The sequence below is a fragment of the Brevibacillus soli genome, assembly GCF_044759095.2.
GTDB lineage: Bacteria > Bacillota > Bacilli > Brevibacillales > Brevibacillaceae > JBIYSM02.
On the sequence record NZ_JBIYSM020000021.1, the window covers coordinates 18,284 to 33,781 of the forward strand.

Annotated in this window: 18 protein-coding genes, 1 pseudogene and 1 riboswitch; of the genes and pseudogenes, 2 read left to right on the forward strand and 17 right to left on the reverse strand. The window is 52.5% G+C overall.

Features of this window, described 5'->3' with window-relative positions; genetic code table 11:
- Positions 1–76: 76 nt before the first annotated feature.
- Positions 77–250: a DUF3889 domain-containing protein gene (locus ACE99V_RS10455; RefSeq protein ID WP_400491022.1), complete on the forward strand. Its 174-nt coding sequence runs from the start codon at positions 77–79 to the stop codon at positions 248–250.
- Here ACE99V_RS10455 and ACE99V_RS10460 read toward each other — a convergent pair.
- The 6 genes and pseudogenes from ACE99V_RS10460 to ACE99V_RS10485 all read right to left on the reverse strand — a co-directional run bounded on the left by ACE99V_RS10460 (position 247) and on the right by ACE99V_RS10485 (position 4,574).
- Positions 247–873 (reverse strand): SCO family protein, encoded by a 627-nt coding sequence (locus ACE99V_RS10460; RefSeq protein ID WP_400491023.1) that lies wholly within the window; start codon positions 871–873, stop codon positions 247–249. The two genes, ACE99V_RS10455 and ACE99V_RS10460, sit on opposite strands and share 4 nt — an antisense overlap.
- A gap of 13 nt (positions 874–886) precedes the next feature.
- Positions 887–1,198, reverse strand: coding sequence for a rhodanese-like domain-containing protein (locus ACE99V_RS10465; RefSeq protein WP_400491024.1), 312 nt, complete (start codon positions 1,196–1,198; stop codon positions 887–889).
- 66 nt (positions 1,199–1,264) lie between these two features.
- On the reverse strand, positions 1,265–2,293 hold the full coding sequence (locus tag ACE99V_RS10470) for a cytochrome d ubiquinol oxidase subunit II (RefSeq protein ID WP_400491025.1): 1,029 nt from the start codon (positions 2,291–2,293) through the stop codon (positions 1,265–1,267).
- A gap of 24 nt (positions 2,294–2,317) precedes the next feature.
- Positions 2,318–3,631 (reverse strand): cytochrome ubiquinol oxidase subunit I, encoded by a 1,314-nt coding sequence (locus tag ACE99V_RS10475; protein WP_400491026.1) that lies wholly within the window; start codon positions 3,629–3,631, stop codon positions 2,318–2,320.
- A 296-nt stretch (positions 3,632–3,927) separates the two neighbouring features.
- Positions 3,928–3,999 (reverse strand): annotated as a pseudogene (locus ACE99V_RS10480) (putative holin-like toxin); the annotation flags it as partial.
- An 11-nt stretch (positions 4,000–4,010) separates the two neighbouring features.
- Positions 4,011–4,574 carry a GNAT family N-acetyltransferase gene (locus ACE99V_RS10485; protein WP_400491027.1) on the reverse strand — a complete coding sequence of 188 codons (564 nt, stop codon included), beginning with the start codon at positions 4,572–4,574 and terminating at the stop codon, positions 4,011–4,013.
- Between the two features lie 92 nt (positions 4,575–4,666).
- Positions 4,667–4,775, forward strand: a riboswitch (SAM riboswitch).
- Positions 4,776–4,855: 80 nt separating this feature from the next.
- Between ACE99V_RS10485 and ACE99V_RS10490 the strand changes: the two genes are divergently transcribed.
- Complete coding sequence (locus ACE99V_RS10490; RefSeq protein WP_400491028.1) at positions 4,856–6,172, forward strand: homocysteine synthase; 1,317 nt, start codon at positions 4,856–4,858, stop codon at positions 6,170–6,172.
- 172 nt (positions 6,173–6,344) lie between these two features.
- Here ACE99V_RS10490 and ACE99V_RS10495 read toward each other — a convergent pair whose 3' ends face one another.
- From ACE99V_RS10495 to ACE99V_RS10545, 11 genes are all read right to left on the reverse strand, one after another.
- Positions 6,345–6,935, reverse strand: coding sequence for a TasA family protein (locus ACE99V_RS10495; RefSeq protein WP_400491029.1), 591 nt, complete (start codon positions 6,933–6,935; stop codon positions 6,345–6,347).
- A gap of 347 nt (positions 6,936–7,282) precedes the next feature.
- A complete protein-coding gene (locus ACE99V_RS10500) occupies positions 7,283–7,573 on the reverse strand; it encodes a hypothetical protein (RefSeq protein ID WP_400491030.1) in 291 nt (96 codons plus the stop codon).
- A gap of 149 nt (positions 7,574–7,722) precedes the next feature.
- Positions 7,723–8,274, reverse strand: coding sequence for a signal peptidase I (locus tag ACE99V_RS10505; protein ID WP_400491031.1), 552 nt, complete (start codon positions 8,272–8,274; stop codon positions 7,723–7,725).
- Positions 8,275–8,418: 144 nt separating this feature from the next.
- Positions 8,419–9,204, reverse strand: coding sequence for a hypothetical protein (locus ACE99V_RS10510; protein ID WP_400491032.1), 786 nt, complete (start codon positions 9,202–9,204; stop codon positions 8,419–8,421).
- A 14-nt stretch (positions 9,205–9,218) separates the two neighbouring features.
- Entirely contained in the window at positions 9,219–9,872 is a 654-nt protein-coding gene (locus ACE99V_RS10515; protein ID WP_400491033.1) for a hypothetical protein, read from the reverse strand.
- Complete coding sequence (locus ACE99V_RS10520) at positions 9,862–11,094, reverse strand: right-handed parallel beta-helix repeat-containing protein (protein WP_400491034.1); 1,233 nt, start codon at positions 11,092–11,094, stop codon at positions 9,862–9,864. Before ACE99V_RS10520 ends, ACE99V_RS10515 begins: the two co-directional genes overlap by 11 nt.
- Complete coding sequence (locus ACE99V_RS10525) at positions 11,094–11,633, reverse strand: signal peptidase I (protein ID WP_400491035.1); 540 nt, start codon at positions 11,631–11,633, stop codon at positions 11,094–11,096. Before ACE99V_RS10525 ends, ACE99V_RS10520 begins: the two co-directional genes overlap by 1 nt.
- Before the next feature lie 201 nt (positions 11,634–11,834).
- Positions 11,835–12,014: a hypothetical protein gene (locus tag ACE99V_RS10530; RefSeq protein ID WP_400491036.1), complete on the reverse strand. Its 180-nt coding sequence runs from the start codon at positions 12,012–12,014 to the stop codon at positions 11,835–11,837.
- A gap of 100 nt (positions 12,015–12,114) precedes the next feature.
- Positions 12,115–13,263, reverse strand: coding sequence for an HD-GYP domain-containing protein (locus ACE99V_RS10535; protein WP_400491037.1), 1,149 nt, complete (start codon positions 13,261–13,263; stop codon positions 12,115–12,117).
- A gap of 19 nt (positions 13,264–13,282) precedes the next feature.
- Positions 13,283–13,906, reverse strand: a complete 624-nt coding sequence (locus ACE99V_RS10540) for a response regulator transcription factor (protein WP_400491038.1) — start codon at positions 13,904–13,906, stop codon at positions 13,283–13,285.
- On the reverse strand, positions 13,899–15,452 hold the full coding sequence (locus ACE99V_RS10545; protein WP_400491039.1) for a sensor histidine kinase: 1,554 nt from the start codon (positions 15,450–15,452) through the stop codon (positions 13,899–13,901). The genes ACE99V_RS10540 and ACE99V_RS10545 overlap by 8 nt, the downstream gene beginning before the upstream one ends.
- Between the last annotated feature and the right edge of the window lie 46 nt (positions 15,453–15,498).

Below are 15,498 nucleotides of genomic sequence, written 5' to 3' on the forward strand. Positions count from 1 at the left end.
CACTGTGTCTTCATTGTATCACAATGTGAAAAAAGAGTGCACACTACCGATACCGAAACCATTTTGGGAAAGGCAGGTGCAAATCGTCGATTATCTCCACGTCGGTCGGCAAAAGAAAACCGCCACCACGTCAGAGGAGACGTTCAAGCTCTTGCTCAAAGAGGGCAATCGCAGGTGGGCGGTGTTTGTCCGTATTGAATTTACAAACGAGTCCGAGCATGTGGTGGCTGTCCGGTTTGAGGAAGACTAGTCAGCCAGCTGTTCGATGTCGGCTGCGATCTGTTCCAGGTTCATCTCCTCAGCCATGCCGTAAATCCGGCGCATGTTGCCGTCCGGGTCAAGCAGGAAGATTTTTGTCGTATGCATGTAGCTGCCGTCCGGCTGCTTGATTGCAGCGATACCGAAGTCTTTTGTCACCTTTTGAACGGCCTCTTCGCTGCCTCTCAGGAAGTACCAGCCGCTCGGATCGGCATTGAACGTATTGGCGTATTTTTGGAGCACTTCCGGCGTGTCCCGCTCCGAATCGAACGAGACGGTGATGAATGCCGCCTTCTCACCAAACAGTCCTTTGGCCTTCAGCTGTTCCTGCAAATCAGCCATGTATCGGGTCGTGGCCGGACATACGTCAGGACAGTGGGTAAAGATAAAGGACACCAGGCGTACCTTGCCGTTGCTTTCAGACAGCTGAAAGGTTGATCCATTGATATTTTCCAGAGTAAAGTCACTCATTTTCTTCAAAACGGGGATCTGTGACTTTGCCCAGTACTGATAGCCAACCAACGCTGCGATTGCGACACCCAGCAGCGCCGCCAGCACGGTGAACCAGTGCCGCTGCCAGAATGTCGCTTGCGTATTGGATGTTCCTCCGCTCATGCTTCTCCCCCTCTTACTTTTCCGTTTCCCCCGGCCAGGCCAGCATGCCGCCGACCATGTTGGCCGCGTCAAAGCCCAGCTCCGTCACATACTGCGTCGCCATATGGCTGCGCGCACCGCTGCGGCACACCATGACGATCGGGGTATTCTTGTCCAGTTCATCGATCCGATGAGGCAAAAAGCCGAGCGGGATGAGCTTCGCCTGCGCGATGTGTCCGGCGTTCCACTCGTCCACTTCCCGTACGTCGATGATCTGCAGCTTTTCCCCTTTTTCGATTTTTTCCATTAATTCTGCCGGGGTAATTTCCTTCACATTCCCTTCCACATCCAACGCCTCCTGTACTTGATATGCCGAATTTCTGCCGTCACTCATCATACCACAGGCAGAAGGCTATTTGCTAATGGGCGAGTGTTTCCCCTGCACGTATTTGGCGTCGAACAGGAACAGCCGCAGCAGCAGGATGAGCGACGGAACCAGCAGGAACAGTCCGGCGATCAACCCGATCACCAAGGCGAGTCCCATTGCCGGGCTGGTAATGCTGCCTGTAATCGTGATGTACGGGTACAAAAGATACGGCAGATGGGAGACGCCATACCCGAAGAATGCAAAGGCAAACTGCAGCATCACCAGTACAAACGCCCAGCCGTACCAGCGCTTTTTCAACTGCAGGGCGAGGGCTCCAAGGAAGCAGGCAAACGACAGCAAAAACAGCCAGCTCACATCCAGCATGCGGGAAAAATGCTCGGGATTGTGACGGTAGATCGAGACGAAGACGAGAAAGCTGGCAAAGATCGTCGGCAGGCTCCAGCCCACGGCATAAGACCGCAGCAGCCTGGTGGCGGCAGCATCTCTGGCCCGGTCCGCGTAGAACGTGAGGAAGCTCGCACTGATAAACAGGACGCTGACCAGCGCCAAAAATACCACGGTCCACGAATACGGGCTGGTCAACAGGCGGTCCGTCAGCAGGATGATCCGGTCTCCCTGCTGTTCAATAAAGCCGCCTTCCGACAGGGTCAGAACTATAGCCAGCGAAGCCGGAATAAACAGCCCGGTCACACCGTACACGAACAGGTAGGCCATGCTGTCACGCGCGCCGTAGTGGGCGAAGGCGTAAAACGAGCCGCGCAGTGACTGCAGAACGAGGAAGATGCTCCCCGGCACCAGCAGCGCCGTCCCGTAGTAGTAGGCGGTGTCAGGGAAAAACCCGACCAGGCCGACGATGAAGAAAATCAGAAAGACGTTGGTCACCTCCCACACGGGCGACAGATATCGCTCGATGATGGAGTTGACGATGTGGTCCTGTCTCGTCAATTTGCTGTAAAAGGAGAAAAATCCGGCGCCGAAGTCAATCGCCGCGACGATGATATACCCGTACAAAAAGATCCACAGCACCGTTATGGCAATCATTTCAAGCGGCATGAACGCTCCCTCCTTCCTCCTGGTTTACTGGAGTTCTGCCTGAACCGGCTTGTCTTTGAACATGCGTCTGAGCACAGCCGTCGAAACGACGGCAAGGAACGCGTACAACAGACTGAACAGAACCAGCATCTCGCCGACGTTGTCCGCTGTAGTTGCGGCGTGCTGCGTCTTCATGTAGCCAACGAGGATCCACGGTTGTCTGCCGACCTCGGAGAACACCCAACCGAGCTCAATCGCGAGGAAGGAAAGCGGCGCCCCCCAGATGATGGCGCGGAGCAGCATGCGCGGCGTTTGCCCTTTTTTCCGCTTGCGCCACGCGAAGAAGAAAATCGGCACGATGAGCATGTACATCCCGATTACCACCATGCCGTCAAACAGATAGTGAATGAAAAGCGGCGGCCAGTACTCTTTCGGGATTTGGTCGAGGCCTTTCACGACGCTGTTCGGCGAACCGTCCGCGAGTATGCTCAAGGCATACGGCAGTTTCAGGCTGTACTTCACCTCGAGTGTATCCTTGTCAAGCACTCCCCCCAGCACCAGCTCGGCCTGCGGCTTCGTTTCAAAGTGCCACTCCGCAGCCGCCAGCTTGGCCGGTTGATACTCCGCCAGATACTTGCCCGCAATGTCTCCCCACAATGCGGTTCCAAATGAGAATAGGAGAGCCATGACCATAGTGAACGACAACGCCTTGCGGTAATACTCGTGGGCGTTGCCCTTGAGCAGTTTGTAGGCAGCAAGCGCGGCCAGCACGTAAGCTGAGGTGGCGTACGAGGACAAGATCATGTGCCCTGTCTTGGACGGCGTTGCCGGGTTGAACATCGCCACGAGCGGCTGAATATCTACGATGGCCCCATTCACAAGCGAGAACCCCTGCGGCGCGTTCATGAAAGCGTTCACCGTCATGATGAAAAAAGCGGAAGCCGTCGAACCGATCACCACCGGAATGGAGAACAGCCAGTGAATGTACGGGTTCTTGAAGCGGTCCCAGGTGTACAGGTACATGCCTAAGAAAATCGCTTCAAAGAAGAAGGCAAACGTCTCCAGAAACAGCGGCAGCGCGATTGCTTCTCCGGCGATCTTCATAAAGCTCGGCCACAGCAGGCTCAACTGCAGTCCGATACACGTACCGGTAACAACACCAACGGCAACCGTGACGGTGAAGCCTTTTACCCAGCGTTTTGCCATCAGCGTGTACATCGGGTCCTTCTTACGGATGCCAAGCCACTCAGCAACGGAAATCAACACCGGGATTCCTACTCCCATGGCGGCGAAAATGATATGAAACCCCAATGTCAACGAGGTGAGCATACGAGCCAGCATGACGTTATCCAGTTCCATGGTTCTCCCCTCCGATTACAATATTTTCACAGTGTTTATATGTGAATTTTATCACAATCATGTGGGGAGGATGGCCCGATTCGGGTGAAGGTTGTGAACAAGCGAAGGCAAAATCGTTACAGAAATAAGACGGGCTGGCATATCGATCAATACCATGGTAAAATGGAAATATCTGCATACAACAAAAAGACCGCAGGTGCTGCTACACCCACGGTCTGCACAATAGACGTTCCCCACAAGGGGGCGGCTCATTTTTACCAGCGAAGTGACCTCTAAGCTGTCAGGCTCAAGGGAGGTCACTTCCTTTTTTGGAACGAAAGCATCGCGACGACCAGCATCCCAAATGAAATCATCAGGGAAATGGCTTCGTACCACTTTTTTACTGTTCGGTCACTTCAGCTTTGCCCGCCAGGTATCGCAGAAAATCTTCCCGCTTGAAAGCGTGAAGAACGCACGGCTGCTTTACCCGGTTTTCCAGGTGTTCGTGCTCTTCTGGATATTCTCCCTCCACGTTTAAGCTCACGTAAGGCAGTTTTTCCTGTGCTTTTTGCGAGCGAATGTTGGATTGTTTCGCCCCGGCGAAAACGACGTCCAGTTCCAGGTCGAGGAACGCAATGCGGAGAATGGCTTCCTTGGCCTGTTGGTTGTAGCCTTTTCCCCAGTAGTCCTTGCCCAGCCAGCTCCCGATATGACAGCGCCGCTTCTCCCTGTCGATGAACATCAGCGTCGTGATGCCGATGAGTTCATCGTTCTCGTTGAAAACCACCCGACTGATGGACTTGCCCTCCTGTTCTTCTTCCGAAATGAAGCGAATATAGTGTTTGGTATCTTCTACAGATTGGTCGTTTACGCCCAACTGCTCCTTGACGGCCGGATCCGTTACCAGTGTATAGATTCTTTCTGCATAGGCCAGATCATGCGGCTGCAATTTGACTGAAATCACTGCAATTCCCCCTGCTTTACTTGGAAATTCATATTGACCGGATCAGGTGTTTTTCCTATAATAACAAATAATCGCAATTTTCATAGTGTTTTTGTTCATCAAGAGTGGTGGAGGGACTGGCCCGACGAAGCCCGGCAACCGGCATGACTTCATGCAAGGTGCTAAATCCTGCAGAATCCCAATGATTCTGAGAGATGAAATCATGCGAACCGCTTTGTGTACGCAGCCTTCTTCTACTCAGAAGAAGGCTTTTCATTTTTTATCAAGAGAGGGAGATGTACATGTCAGCCAATCAACAGTGGAAGCCAGAAACACTTGCTTTGCACGGAGGTCAGGAGCCCGATCCGGTAACAGGCTCACGCGCCGTACCGATTTACCAAACCACCTCCTACGTCTTCCGCGATACGGAGCACGCCGCCAATCTGTTTGGATTGAAGGAATTCGGGAACATCTACACGCGCATCATGAACCCCACGCAGGACGTGTTTGAGAAGCGTGTTGCCCTGCTGGAAGGCGGCGTCGGCGCTCTCGCCACAGCGTCCGGGCAGGCGGCTATTACCTTTGCCATCCTCAACATCGCTCAAGCAGGCGACGATATTGTAGCCTCCAGCAGCCTTTACGGCGGCACCTACAATCTGTTTGCCCACACCCTGCCGAAGCTGGGCATCACCGTTCATTTTGTCGATCAGTCCAATCCGGAGAACTTCCGCGAAAAGATTACCGACAAAACCAAAGCTCTCTTCTGCGAAACGATCGGCAATCCGCGTATTGACGTGGCTGACATCGAAGCGATCGCCGACATCGCCCATGAGCACGGCGTACCTCTGATCGTGGACAATACCTTTGCCACCCCCATTCTCTGCCGTCCGTTTGACCATGGGGCAGACATCGTCGTCCATTCCACCACCAAATTTATCGGCGGGCACGGCACGGCCATCGGCGGCATCATCGTTGACTCCGGCAAATTTGACTGGACCAACGGCAAGTTCCCCGGACTGACCACGCCGGACCCGAGCTACCACGGTGTGGTCTACACAGAGGCGGTCGGCAACCTGGCATATATCATCAAGGCGCGCGTTCAGCTGCAGCGAGACATCGGCGCCGCGGTGGCACCGTTCAACTCGTTCCTGTTCCTGCAAGGGTTGGAGACGCTGCACCTGCGCGTCGAGCGGCACAGCCAAAACGCCCTCGCCGTCGCCAAATTCCTGGCGCAGCACCCCGACGTGGAATGGGTCAGCTACCCCGGTCTGGAGGGCGACAAGCATTATGAGCTGGCGCAAAAATACCTGCCAAAAGGGGCAGGTGCGATCCTGACGTTTGAAGTGAAAGGCGGAGTGGAAGCAGGCCGGAAGCTGATCGAGTCGGCGCAGCTGTTCTCCCATCTGGCCAACGTGGGCGACTCCAAGTCGCTGATTATCCACCCGGCGAGCACGACTCACCAGCAGATGTCGGAGGCCGAGCAGCGGGCGGCCGGCGTTACGCCGGGGCTGATTCGCCTGTCGGTTGGGACCGAGGCGATTGAGGATATCATCGGCGATTTGGAGCAGGCGTTGGAGATCGCGGTGGAACAATTTGAAATAACAACTACTGGAGAGTGAAGTTTTGAACCTAAATTAGACACCTCCCTGAATCTTCTCAAACGATTCAGGGAGGTGTTTTTGCTTGTTTTTTTTGTTCAGTACACAATCGATATCTCTTGGCTTTTAAATTACAAAAAGGCGGGCACAAAACCCACCTTTTGTAAAACGATCCTATGATTAAAGAGTCAGATTAGTCAGTGAGGTCTTCGCCATCTGTTTGTGTTGCTTCAAACGTCCATGTCAGTGCAACTTCGTCGCCTTGGAAGACGTTTTGATTGTCACCATTGTCTCTGAACTCAATGTTGAACACAATGTCGTCAATATCCTCTACTGGCAGATGGCCTTCTCCGTCCCAATCGATGAGGTCTGGACGGTTATCTTCGGTTAATTCTGCCAGTTCAGCTAGCGATTTGTTAAATACGATGACTTCACCGTGGTCAGTGTTTACTTTGCAGTTTACGAAGATGTGTTCGCCAATGTCCTCAGAACCGTTCGGCAAACCATTATCAGTTACGTTATAAGACGTAGACAACAATACTTTTGCAATATCCAATTCACCGGTGTTCGCGATTGTGTACGATCCGTTTACCCAGTCACCCGGCTTCATGTTTGAAAGATTGAATACGGTAGATGGATTAACAGACAAATCCAAGGTTCCCATTGCCATGGTGTTTTCGATTTGAGCCGTATCGTTAAAGTATGCGAAAGTTCCTCCGCCGATGAGTGCTGCACCCAAACCAACCGATGCCAGAGTCATAGCAAATTGTTTTTTCAGATTCATTGATAATTCCTCCCATTGTTTTTTCGGTATCAAGTACCGTTCACAGTTTTAATCTTACGGTTTTTTCCTGGTTTCAACTTCCTGCGTCAGGTTGAAAAAAGAGCATGGGATGGTTGAAACGACGCTACAACTCATCCTCTTATGTCCTCATACTGAAGGAGGAGTCCACTTCATCCCGCAGGTACGGTTCATGCAACCTCACATACTATCCCCATCCTCTTGCACCAGGCAATTCTAAGGACTCTACACCTGAAGGCAACTTTTATCACTAAACGAAAAAACGGGGCGATCCCTTAGTCTAAGCTAGACTTGTGGGACAGCCCCGGCATATACAACCATAAAGAGTGTTACGTTTTCCTCTTATTCTGCTTCAGCACATCATCATCTATACCCTCAGGTATATTTAGTTTAAACCAATTTAGCATTTGTTCCCGAAATTGTTCTAGGGTAATTTCCTTTTTTGCAAGTTTTTGTTGCAATTGTTTAATAAACGTTTGAAGATCTTGCTTTAGAACTTCATTTTCCTTTTTATACGCTTTGGTTGGCGGTTCAGGATTACTAACAGCATGGACTGACATGGGGACTGACATGCTGAACACGAGAGCAGACGTAAGCATAGTCCTTTTCCATTTCATCACAAGGTTTCACCCCCTTCCTATTTGGTAGTATTCTCCATACAATTTTATCTGTGATTTGCACATTACGCATATACATCTTCAGGTTGAGTTTTTGCCTTAGGAGTGTTAATGGAAAAGGCTGCCCTTGCATGGCAGCCGGATTATGATCTTTATTTCTGTGACTGGGTGTTGAGATCGCCGGAATCCGTTTTTTCGGCCTCTTTCATCAGCCTGTACAGCTTCCAGATCTGACTGATGATTAAATAGACACCTGGCACCGTCAAAAAGAGCAACATGCCTGTCTTGGATTGTACAAAGCTGATCAGATAACCCACAAGGGGGACCCAATACTGTACTTTTCCTATCACCCGATCTGGCGTTATCGGATTCGCGTCATTCCCATCATTTGCGTCCCCTTTGGTGTTGAGTTTCCCTTTTTGAATATCAACCACACGGTGCGTGACTGTAACATTATCCTTGTCTTTGAATGTGACGATATCCCCTTTTTGTATCTCCTCAATCGGAACCGCTTTCACCGCTACGATACTTCCTGTATTGAAAGTAGGGGCCATCGAGCCGCTTAACACCACCATGAGCTCGTTTCCAAACAAGGTTGTCTTGCCGCCGTTGATTTTCCCCATGAACAGGAACCCGCAGAGTGCAATCACAAGAACGAGAAAAAGCGTTGTTGCAACTGAAACCACTTTTTTAAGAATAGCCACGTAAACATTCCTCTCTTTCCTCATTCTGTTCAGTAACTTTATTTTACGAGGTTTACATGACGCTAACTTCCTTCATCAGGTGGGAATGACCTCATACTGAAGTATGACTCTGTTCTCCTACTCGCAAAGAGAAAACCCAGCAACTCAGTCGCTGGGTTGGATTGCTTGTGAATCCATTGGGCTGCCCTCCTCGCCTAATGGCGGTGTTGGCGGCTCTGTCGGTGTATCAGTTGCGGGAGGCGGCGGGGTCGTGGAATCGTCCGCAGGTGGGGGTGACGGCGGCGTATCTGGCGTTGTCGGCGGCGTACCCGGAGTGGTTGGCGTAGTCGGAACATCCGGAGTAGGCCCCGTCGGATCGGGCACCACGACCTCCTCCACATCCGTCTTCTCCCGGTACGTGGTCTGGACCGTAATCGGCACCATCTGATGATAAAAGCCGCCCAAGGCCGTTACATGCAGCTGCCCCGTTACCGTCTTGTTTTTCCGTCCGATAGCTTTGTCGTCATGGTACACTTTAAAGGTGATGCCCTCGCCGTCCTCCGACTCCACCTTTTCGATCTTCACGTCATCTTCTGCGGCACCGGTAACCGTAAAGTTCTCCACTTCCAAATCGAGATGGGGACGCTGCGGAAACAGGGTGATCCAATCCGCCCCCCGCTGAATTGTAACCTTGACGTCGGTCTCTATGTCCTCTCCCGGTTTGGAGGGTCCTGCGCCTTCTTTTTTCTTCTTCGTAATCTTGACCTTCTTAAAGACTTCCGTCTTCAACACCAACTGCTTCGCTTCCGTCACAAACACATCCTGATTCGTTCCGGTAGATACAGCAGAAGCATGCTTCTTTTCACTGGTCAAAAACGCCGTGGTTCCTTCCAGCTGAAACAGATAGAACAGGGAGGATATCGTAGCGAGATATAATACGGACTTTCTCAACACATTCCCTCCCCTTACTCGGCATAAATGGAGTTGGGCGTCGCCTGTTTGGCCAGGAAGCTTAGCTGCAGCTCTGCAGCAAGCGCCTGGTAGGACGCATTTACCCCGTCTTCCGGCAGATAAACGGTGATCTGAAACTCTCGGTCCGGCTCCTGCGGGGTCAATCTGTCTTCCGTCGGGTTCCCCTGCTTCACGGTGGTACCTCGATTCAAATCGCGTATGAGTCCGTCGTAGAGAACGTCCTTGCCCAGCTCAATCTTGACGCGCAGCACTTCCTCCAACTTCTGCGCGTGTCCCTGTTTTCGCACGTCTTTCAGCTCGGCAACAATCTTGTAGTCAAAATCCAGGTCGCTGTTTCCTTTTTTTAGCGTGGCGCTAAGCTGCCGGGCGTCCCCCGGGATCATTCTGGAGAGGTCGACCGTCTGGCTGCCGCCCTCCACCACTTTCCACTGGTCACCGTACTGGCTCTCCGATATGTCCAGCAGCCCGACCACAAACTGATGGACGGTATCCCTGGCCTCGTTCCACATCCAGCTGTACGTGCCGGACGGCTGTACCCAGAGTGAAAACGTCACGCCGACCAAAAAGACGCCGCTCATGAATTTGTCTCTCATGCCGAACGATTTACGGGCGGCACGGGCACGCATCGTTCTCGAATTACTTGCCATACTCGTTGTTTTCGAGGTAGAAATCGGCCTGGCGCAGATGGAGAGCCAGCGGTTTCTTGCCTTCCTTCGCGATCTCCGTAAATCCGTCAATGCCATCACCTACCCGGACACCGTTGCTTTCCACCGCGTACTTGCTTACGCCTTTGAAGTCGTTGTTGACGATCTGTACCTGCGTCGCCTTGTCATTGGCTACGACAAGCGCGTGCTCGACACCTTCAAATGTATTGCCGTCCACCAGAACAGCGGTTATCGCTTGATTCAGCACAATCGCATGATCCGCTCCGACGAATCTGCTGTTTTTCACCGTCAAGTTCTCCAGCGTACCTTCCTTTGCCTCCGCCGTTTGAATGGAAGCCCCGTCAAACACACAGTTGCTGAAGCTCACGTTGGACTCTGCGATTACGCCGCTTCCGTCGAACGTGATGTTTTCAAACGAGGCATTCTTGACGCGCAGATCGTCCGCCTTTATCACGACCTTGGCGTCTTTGCCGTTCGCTGCCTTCCAGGTGATGTTACTGTTCATCTCAACGCTGCCCAGATCATAGGCGCCATCTGCCAGCACAAAAGTCAATCCCTCCGCATTGTCACCCATTGCTGACAGCGTTTCCTGCAGCGTCCTGCCATTCAAATTTTCCGGCGTGAAGGTCATGACCGGGCCTTTCTGGGCGAAGTACTCACCGTTATCCTGCTGGGTGGCCAGGAAGCCGAAATCCACCTCGGCTGTTTTTTGCTGCACCTCGTTGCCTGTGCTCTCCGGCAGGTAGACCGTATAGTGAAGCGGATCGCTATGGCCCTCAGCCAGTTCCGGGATGACCACGTTGGCCTGCGACAGCTGGCTGACCCGTCCGCGATAAAGCAAGTCCCCGTCACGCTCAATCTCCACTACCAGCTGGTTGTAGACGACGTCATCGCCGCTTTTCTTCTCTGCCAGCAGCGCGTACTTCACAGGGACGTCGCTGTTGTTTTCCACAGCCAGATCCTTCTCAAAGCGAACCCCCGGCAGAAACGGCTGATCTGCTTCTGCTTTAAACGTAGCCGATGTCGTACCCAACGCGATTTCCAGCTTGCCTGCCGCAAAGGCGGTCGACTCGTTTACCTGGCTGGTAAAGTACGCATACGTACCGAAGCTGGAACTGGCTGCGATCGACGAGATGACAGCCGTACCGATCATGATCCGCTTCCACGGCCAATTTTTCACCTGTTCATAATCAAACTTGATCATCACTTATCCCCCTCAACGGTAGCGGTTTGGCACGAAGTTTCCTGTATGGGCCGCCGCCCTTTGCGATAGCTCGTATAGGCGAGCGCGGCCAGAAGTCCCAACAACACCATCGGGTGCTGTAAAAAACGCTGTACATTTGCAGCGTACGGCAGGGTAAACACCACTTTCCCCACAATGTGGGCCGGGTCTGTCCATCCACCGTCCGCCTCGTGATTGGCATCGCCGCGAGTCTGGATAAATCCGTTCTCCAGACGCTGGACGACGCGGTGGGTGATCAGGGATCGGGCCGTCTGGTCTTTCCAGTAGGTGACGATATCGCCAACCTGCGGCTGTGCTCCCCGGTAGCTCACGACGATCACCATGTCTCCGGCATCGATCGCAGGCGACATGCTGCCTGTCATGACGGACAGGATGCGCCAATGGAAAAGGCCGGGCATATGGTCGCTGTTCCATTTGCTGGTCGCGAACAGGAAGACGTTGCCCAGGACAAACAGCCCCAGCAAACACTGCCCCACTCGTTTTGTCCACACACGATTCACGCCTACCACCTCTCTCCCCCATTGTACGAAGATCGTACCCGGCTATCTTCCATCAACGGGAGGACTGTTCTCTCCCGTTCGGGGGATATATTTTGCCCGGGGGGATGAGGGGGGCTCATACTTGAGTATGAGATACGGAAAGGAGGCGGCTTCTTCCAGCCAAGCGACGGAAGAACCGCCTCCTGTAGAATGATCACTCTCTCAACTGTTTCTGCTTCGGATCAGCTTGAACACGCGCAGCGGCCAACGTCGGCAGCGCATCTCCGACGGCTCTGCCAGCACATGGGTAAGGTCTTTTTGACAGTACGGGCATATCCAGCGGTTGGAGGCGTCGCTGCTGAAGGACCGCTTGTCACAGCGCGTACATGTTTTTCGTAGCAAAAAATCGCCCCCCATCCTGGTTTTCTCTACCATAGCAGATGGGGGACGGTCTTTCGTATCGGTGCAGGAGCTATTCTTTCTCAACCGTCAGTCTGATGTTTTATCCAACCATGGGGGGGACTCCGGTCGAGATGTTAGGGGACGCGGTTTGAATTCGCAGTACTTTTTCCAGCGCCTCGACGATACGACCGTCGTAAACGCTGCCGGCCATGGCGCGAATCTCTTCGAAGGCTTCTTCCGGCGTCAATGCTTCCCGGTACGCACGGGACGTCGTCATCGCCATAAAACTCTCCACAATCCCTAAAATCTGCGACACCAGCGGAATCGATTCTCCCTTCAGCTGATACGGGTATCCGGTTCCGTCGAATCGCTCGTGATGGTACTGCAGTGCTTTTACCACCCGATCAAAATCAGGTCCTTTCTTGAACAAGTCTCCGCCGATGAAGCAGTGTTCCTGAACGATTTTGTACTCGTGGTCAGTCAGCTTTTCTTCCTTTTCGAAGACGTAATCCGGCCATTTGATCCGGCTGACGAAGTGCAGGATCGAGATGAGCTTGATCTCCCAATCGTGTATTTCCTCCTGGGGGAATTCCTTCAACACACGCTTCATCAGCCGGCTCATCTGCTCGATCTCCTTGCTGCTGGACTGAGACTTTCGCTCCACGATGGGAATCAGCGTTTGCAGCATGGTGATGACGTATTCACGCGTCCGGTCCTCCGCCACCTGGCCGTGCGAGTTCTTAAGCTGGGTCAGCGTGGCAAACGCGATGCAGGCGAGCATCAAGCTGGCGAGCGCAATAAAGCAGCGATTGTATACATCAACGGCTTCCGAGACGGAGGGATCAAAAATCGCCAATAAACCGTACAGAGCGTAGGATAACGTCCCCCAGACAACGAACGCCGATTTGTCGTGAAACAGGCTGATCCCGATCGGATACAGCAGGAAGATGACCCAAATTTCATCGAATCGATAAGGATTATACAGTCCGACAAACGTAATCAGAGACAAACAGAGAAAGGCGGTGAGATGGATGGAATATCCGCCTTCCCCAATTTGCCTTCGCTGCAGAACATAGGCGATCCAAAAGACGGCGGTGCATATGAACAGACCTACCATGTACGTCCCGGAATGCTTCACGATGCCTGCCGCAATCATGGCGTATGCCACGGCGAACTGAGCCGTAACCAATACAGCCATCCAGAACAAAATACGATTAGCCAGTTGCCTCGTATCGTTTACTCTCTGCATGCGCTACCTCACGATCTGGTTAGGATGGAACTTTCACATATCCCTTTTTCAGGGCGTACAATACCGCTTGGGACCGGTTGGTTTGGCCCGTTTTTCGCAAAATGCTGCTCACATGGGTTTTGACGGTGGCCTCCGAGATGAACAGCTTTTGTGAAATTTCCTGATTGCTCAGGTTTTCCACGATCAGCTGGAAAATTTCCTGTTCCCGTTCGGTGAAGGCAATCTCCGCCTCTTCTTTTTTCTTGCGCTGCAGCTTCGATTGGAAGCAGGAATAGCCCATCAGAACCATATCCATGGTCGTCAGAATCTGTTCCGGAACCGTGTCCTTCATGATGTACCCGTCGATGTTGGCATCCAGAGCACGAAAAACGTCCTCGCTCTCGTCGAATGCCGTCAAAATCAATACTTTCACATTCGGCAAATGTTCCTTGATTTTCTTGCAATTCTCGATGATGGAAGTCCCTGGCATTTTCAGATCGGACACGATCAGGTCCGGTTTGACGCTCATCGCCTTCGCGAACAATTCGTCGCCGTCGCCCGCTTCCGCTGCCACAGTGTAGCGGGACGAGCTTTCCAGGATCATTTTGAACCCTTCTCGTACGATGCGATGATCGTCAGCCAGGAGCAATTGCACCTTATCCATACATTTCCACCGCCTTTCTCGGGATAATTGCCACGATTTCCGTGCCCTCGTTCGGTTTGGAGAGAATGTGCAGCGTACCGCCTGCCTTGGCCACCCGTTCTCTCATTCCCATGACGCCGTAGCGCTCCTGTTTCACCGTTTCGATGAGGAATCCGATGCCGTTGTCTTTTACCCTGACCGTATACTGGACAGGCGACGCATCCACACTCACCTGAAGCACCGACGCCTTGGCATGCTTCAACACATTGGCTGTCGCCTCTTCAACGATGCGGTATACCGCATCCATGACCGGCAAATGTTCTTCCGTTATGCGCCCCCTTGTCGAGTAGTCCACGTGGATGTCTGCTCCCAAAGTCATACGTTTTAATAATTGCTCGACAGCATCGAAAATATGACTGGAATGTCGATTGTCGCGAAGATGGGTAATGGTGCTGCGCACTTCTCCGTGGCACCACTGTATCCGCTGCTCCATCTGCTCGATTTTGGAACCAAGCCGCTCCGACCAGTCTGGAGGAAGACTTTGCTTGATTTGAAAAAGCTGTGCGGACAAAAAAAACAACTGCTGCGCCAGCCCGTCGTGCATGTCCTGAGCCAGTTTTTTTTGCATCTCCTGGTGCAGCGTCCGAGCCTGATCGTACTGACGGCGGATTTGCTTGCGCTGGTGAATGACGATTGCCGTGACCATTTTCAACCACAACTGCTGCCAGCGGGAGGGACCTTCCCGTTTCTCCGACTGTACCAGCAGCACTCCCCAGCTTTGCTGCTCAAACCACAAGGGAAAGGAAAAGTAGGCTGACTCCTTGCCCATGAAATCGGTGAGGCGGATCGTTCCCGGCTTGTCAAAAGACTCTGCCCCTGCCTCAAGCAGACTGTGCAGGAAAAACTGCCGCCTCCAGTCGCCGTCCAGCTCCCATTCCTGAAAAAGACAGAGATGGGCATGCCGGCTGCCCAAGACCCGCTTTACCAGTTTTTCCGTCAACTCACAGACCTCAGCCGGCTGCTCCAGTTGCGCCAGACGGTTTTGGAACAGACACAAGCGGAAAAAGGAACCATACAGCTTCTTGGTGTTTTTCAGAACAGCGACGAACAGAAAGGCCAGGCCGGACCAGGTGATCACATCAAGCATGAAGCGAAGTTGATCGAGCAAGGGAGAGGGAAGCAGCAATTCATTCGGAAAGATGGCTGGGAGGATAAAGTAGGCAACAAGAAACAGCAGGACAACGGTGACGAAACGATCCGTACGGACGACGAGTCCAAGCCAAAGCAGGGTGGTGTACGCATACAACATAAACGGGCTGTTCCATTTGCCGGTCTGCACGATGATGTAGAGAGCGATGCTTAAGTCGAAGAGGCCAAGCAACAGCCAGGATTTTCGCGGATAGGCATAGCAAAAGATAAGCGTGTACACGAGGTAGAGACCGATCAGCACATAAAAAAACCCGTAATGGTGATCGGCAGCCTTCAAGTAAAAGAGAAAAATGGACAAAAAAATAAACCACTGGTAGATGAACAGATACAACCGAATTTCTTTCAGGAAATCACTCATCAGGAGCAAACCCCAATATTTTCCACAAATGTACCGAGCAGTCTTA

What these genes read in the sequence shown, in the direction of transcription:
- ACE99V_RS10520 (WP_400491034.1), bottom strand. Translation starts at nt 11,094, where the DNA reads ATGATCAAGTTTGATTATGAACAGGTGAAAAATTGGCCGTGGAAGCGG.
- ACE99V_RS10540 (WP_400491038.1), bottom strand. Translation starts at nt 13,906, where the DNA reads ATGGATAAGGTGCAATTGCTCCTGGCTGACGATCATCGCATCGTACGA.
- ACE99V_RS10460 (WP_400491023.1), bottom strand. Translation starts at nt 873, where the DNA reads ATGAGCGGAGGAACATCCAATACGCAAGCGACATTCTGGCAGCGGCAC.
- ACE99V_RS10470 (WP_400491025.1), bottom strand. Translation starts at nt 2,293, where the DNA reads ATGCCGCTTGAAATGATTGCCATAACGGTGCTGTGGATCTTTTTGTAC.
- ACE99V_RS10495 (WP_400491029.1), bottom strand. Translation starts at nt 6,935, where the DNA reads ATGAATCTGAAAAAACAATTTGCTATGACTCTGGCATCGGTTGGTTTG.
- ACE99V_RS10515 (WP_400491033.1), bottom strand. Translation starts at nt 9,872, where the DNA reads ATGGCAAGTAATTCGAGAACGATGCGTGCCCGTGCCGCCCGTAAATCG.
- ACE99V_RS10475 (WP_400491026.1), bottom strand. Translation starts at nt 3,631, where the DNA reads ATGGAACTGGATAACGTCATGCTGGCTCGTATGCTCACCTCGTTGACA.
- ACE99V_RS10535 (WP_400491037.1), bottom strand. Translation starts at nt 13,263, where the DNA reads ATGCAGAGAGTAAACGATACGAGGCAACTGGCTAATCGTATTTTGTTC.
- ACE99V_RS10490 (WP_400491028.1), top strand. Translation starts at nt 4,856, where the DNA reads ATGTCAGCCAATCAACAGTGGAAGCCAGAAACACTTGCTTTGCACGGA.
- ACE99V_RS10545 (WP_400491039.1), bottom strand. Translation starts at nt 15,452, where the DNA reads ATGAGTGATTTCCTGAAAGAAATTCGGTTGTATCTGTTCATCTACCAG.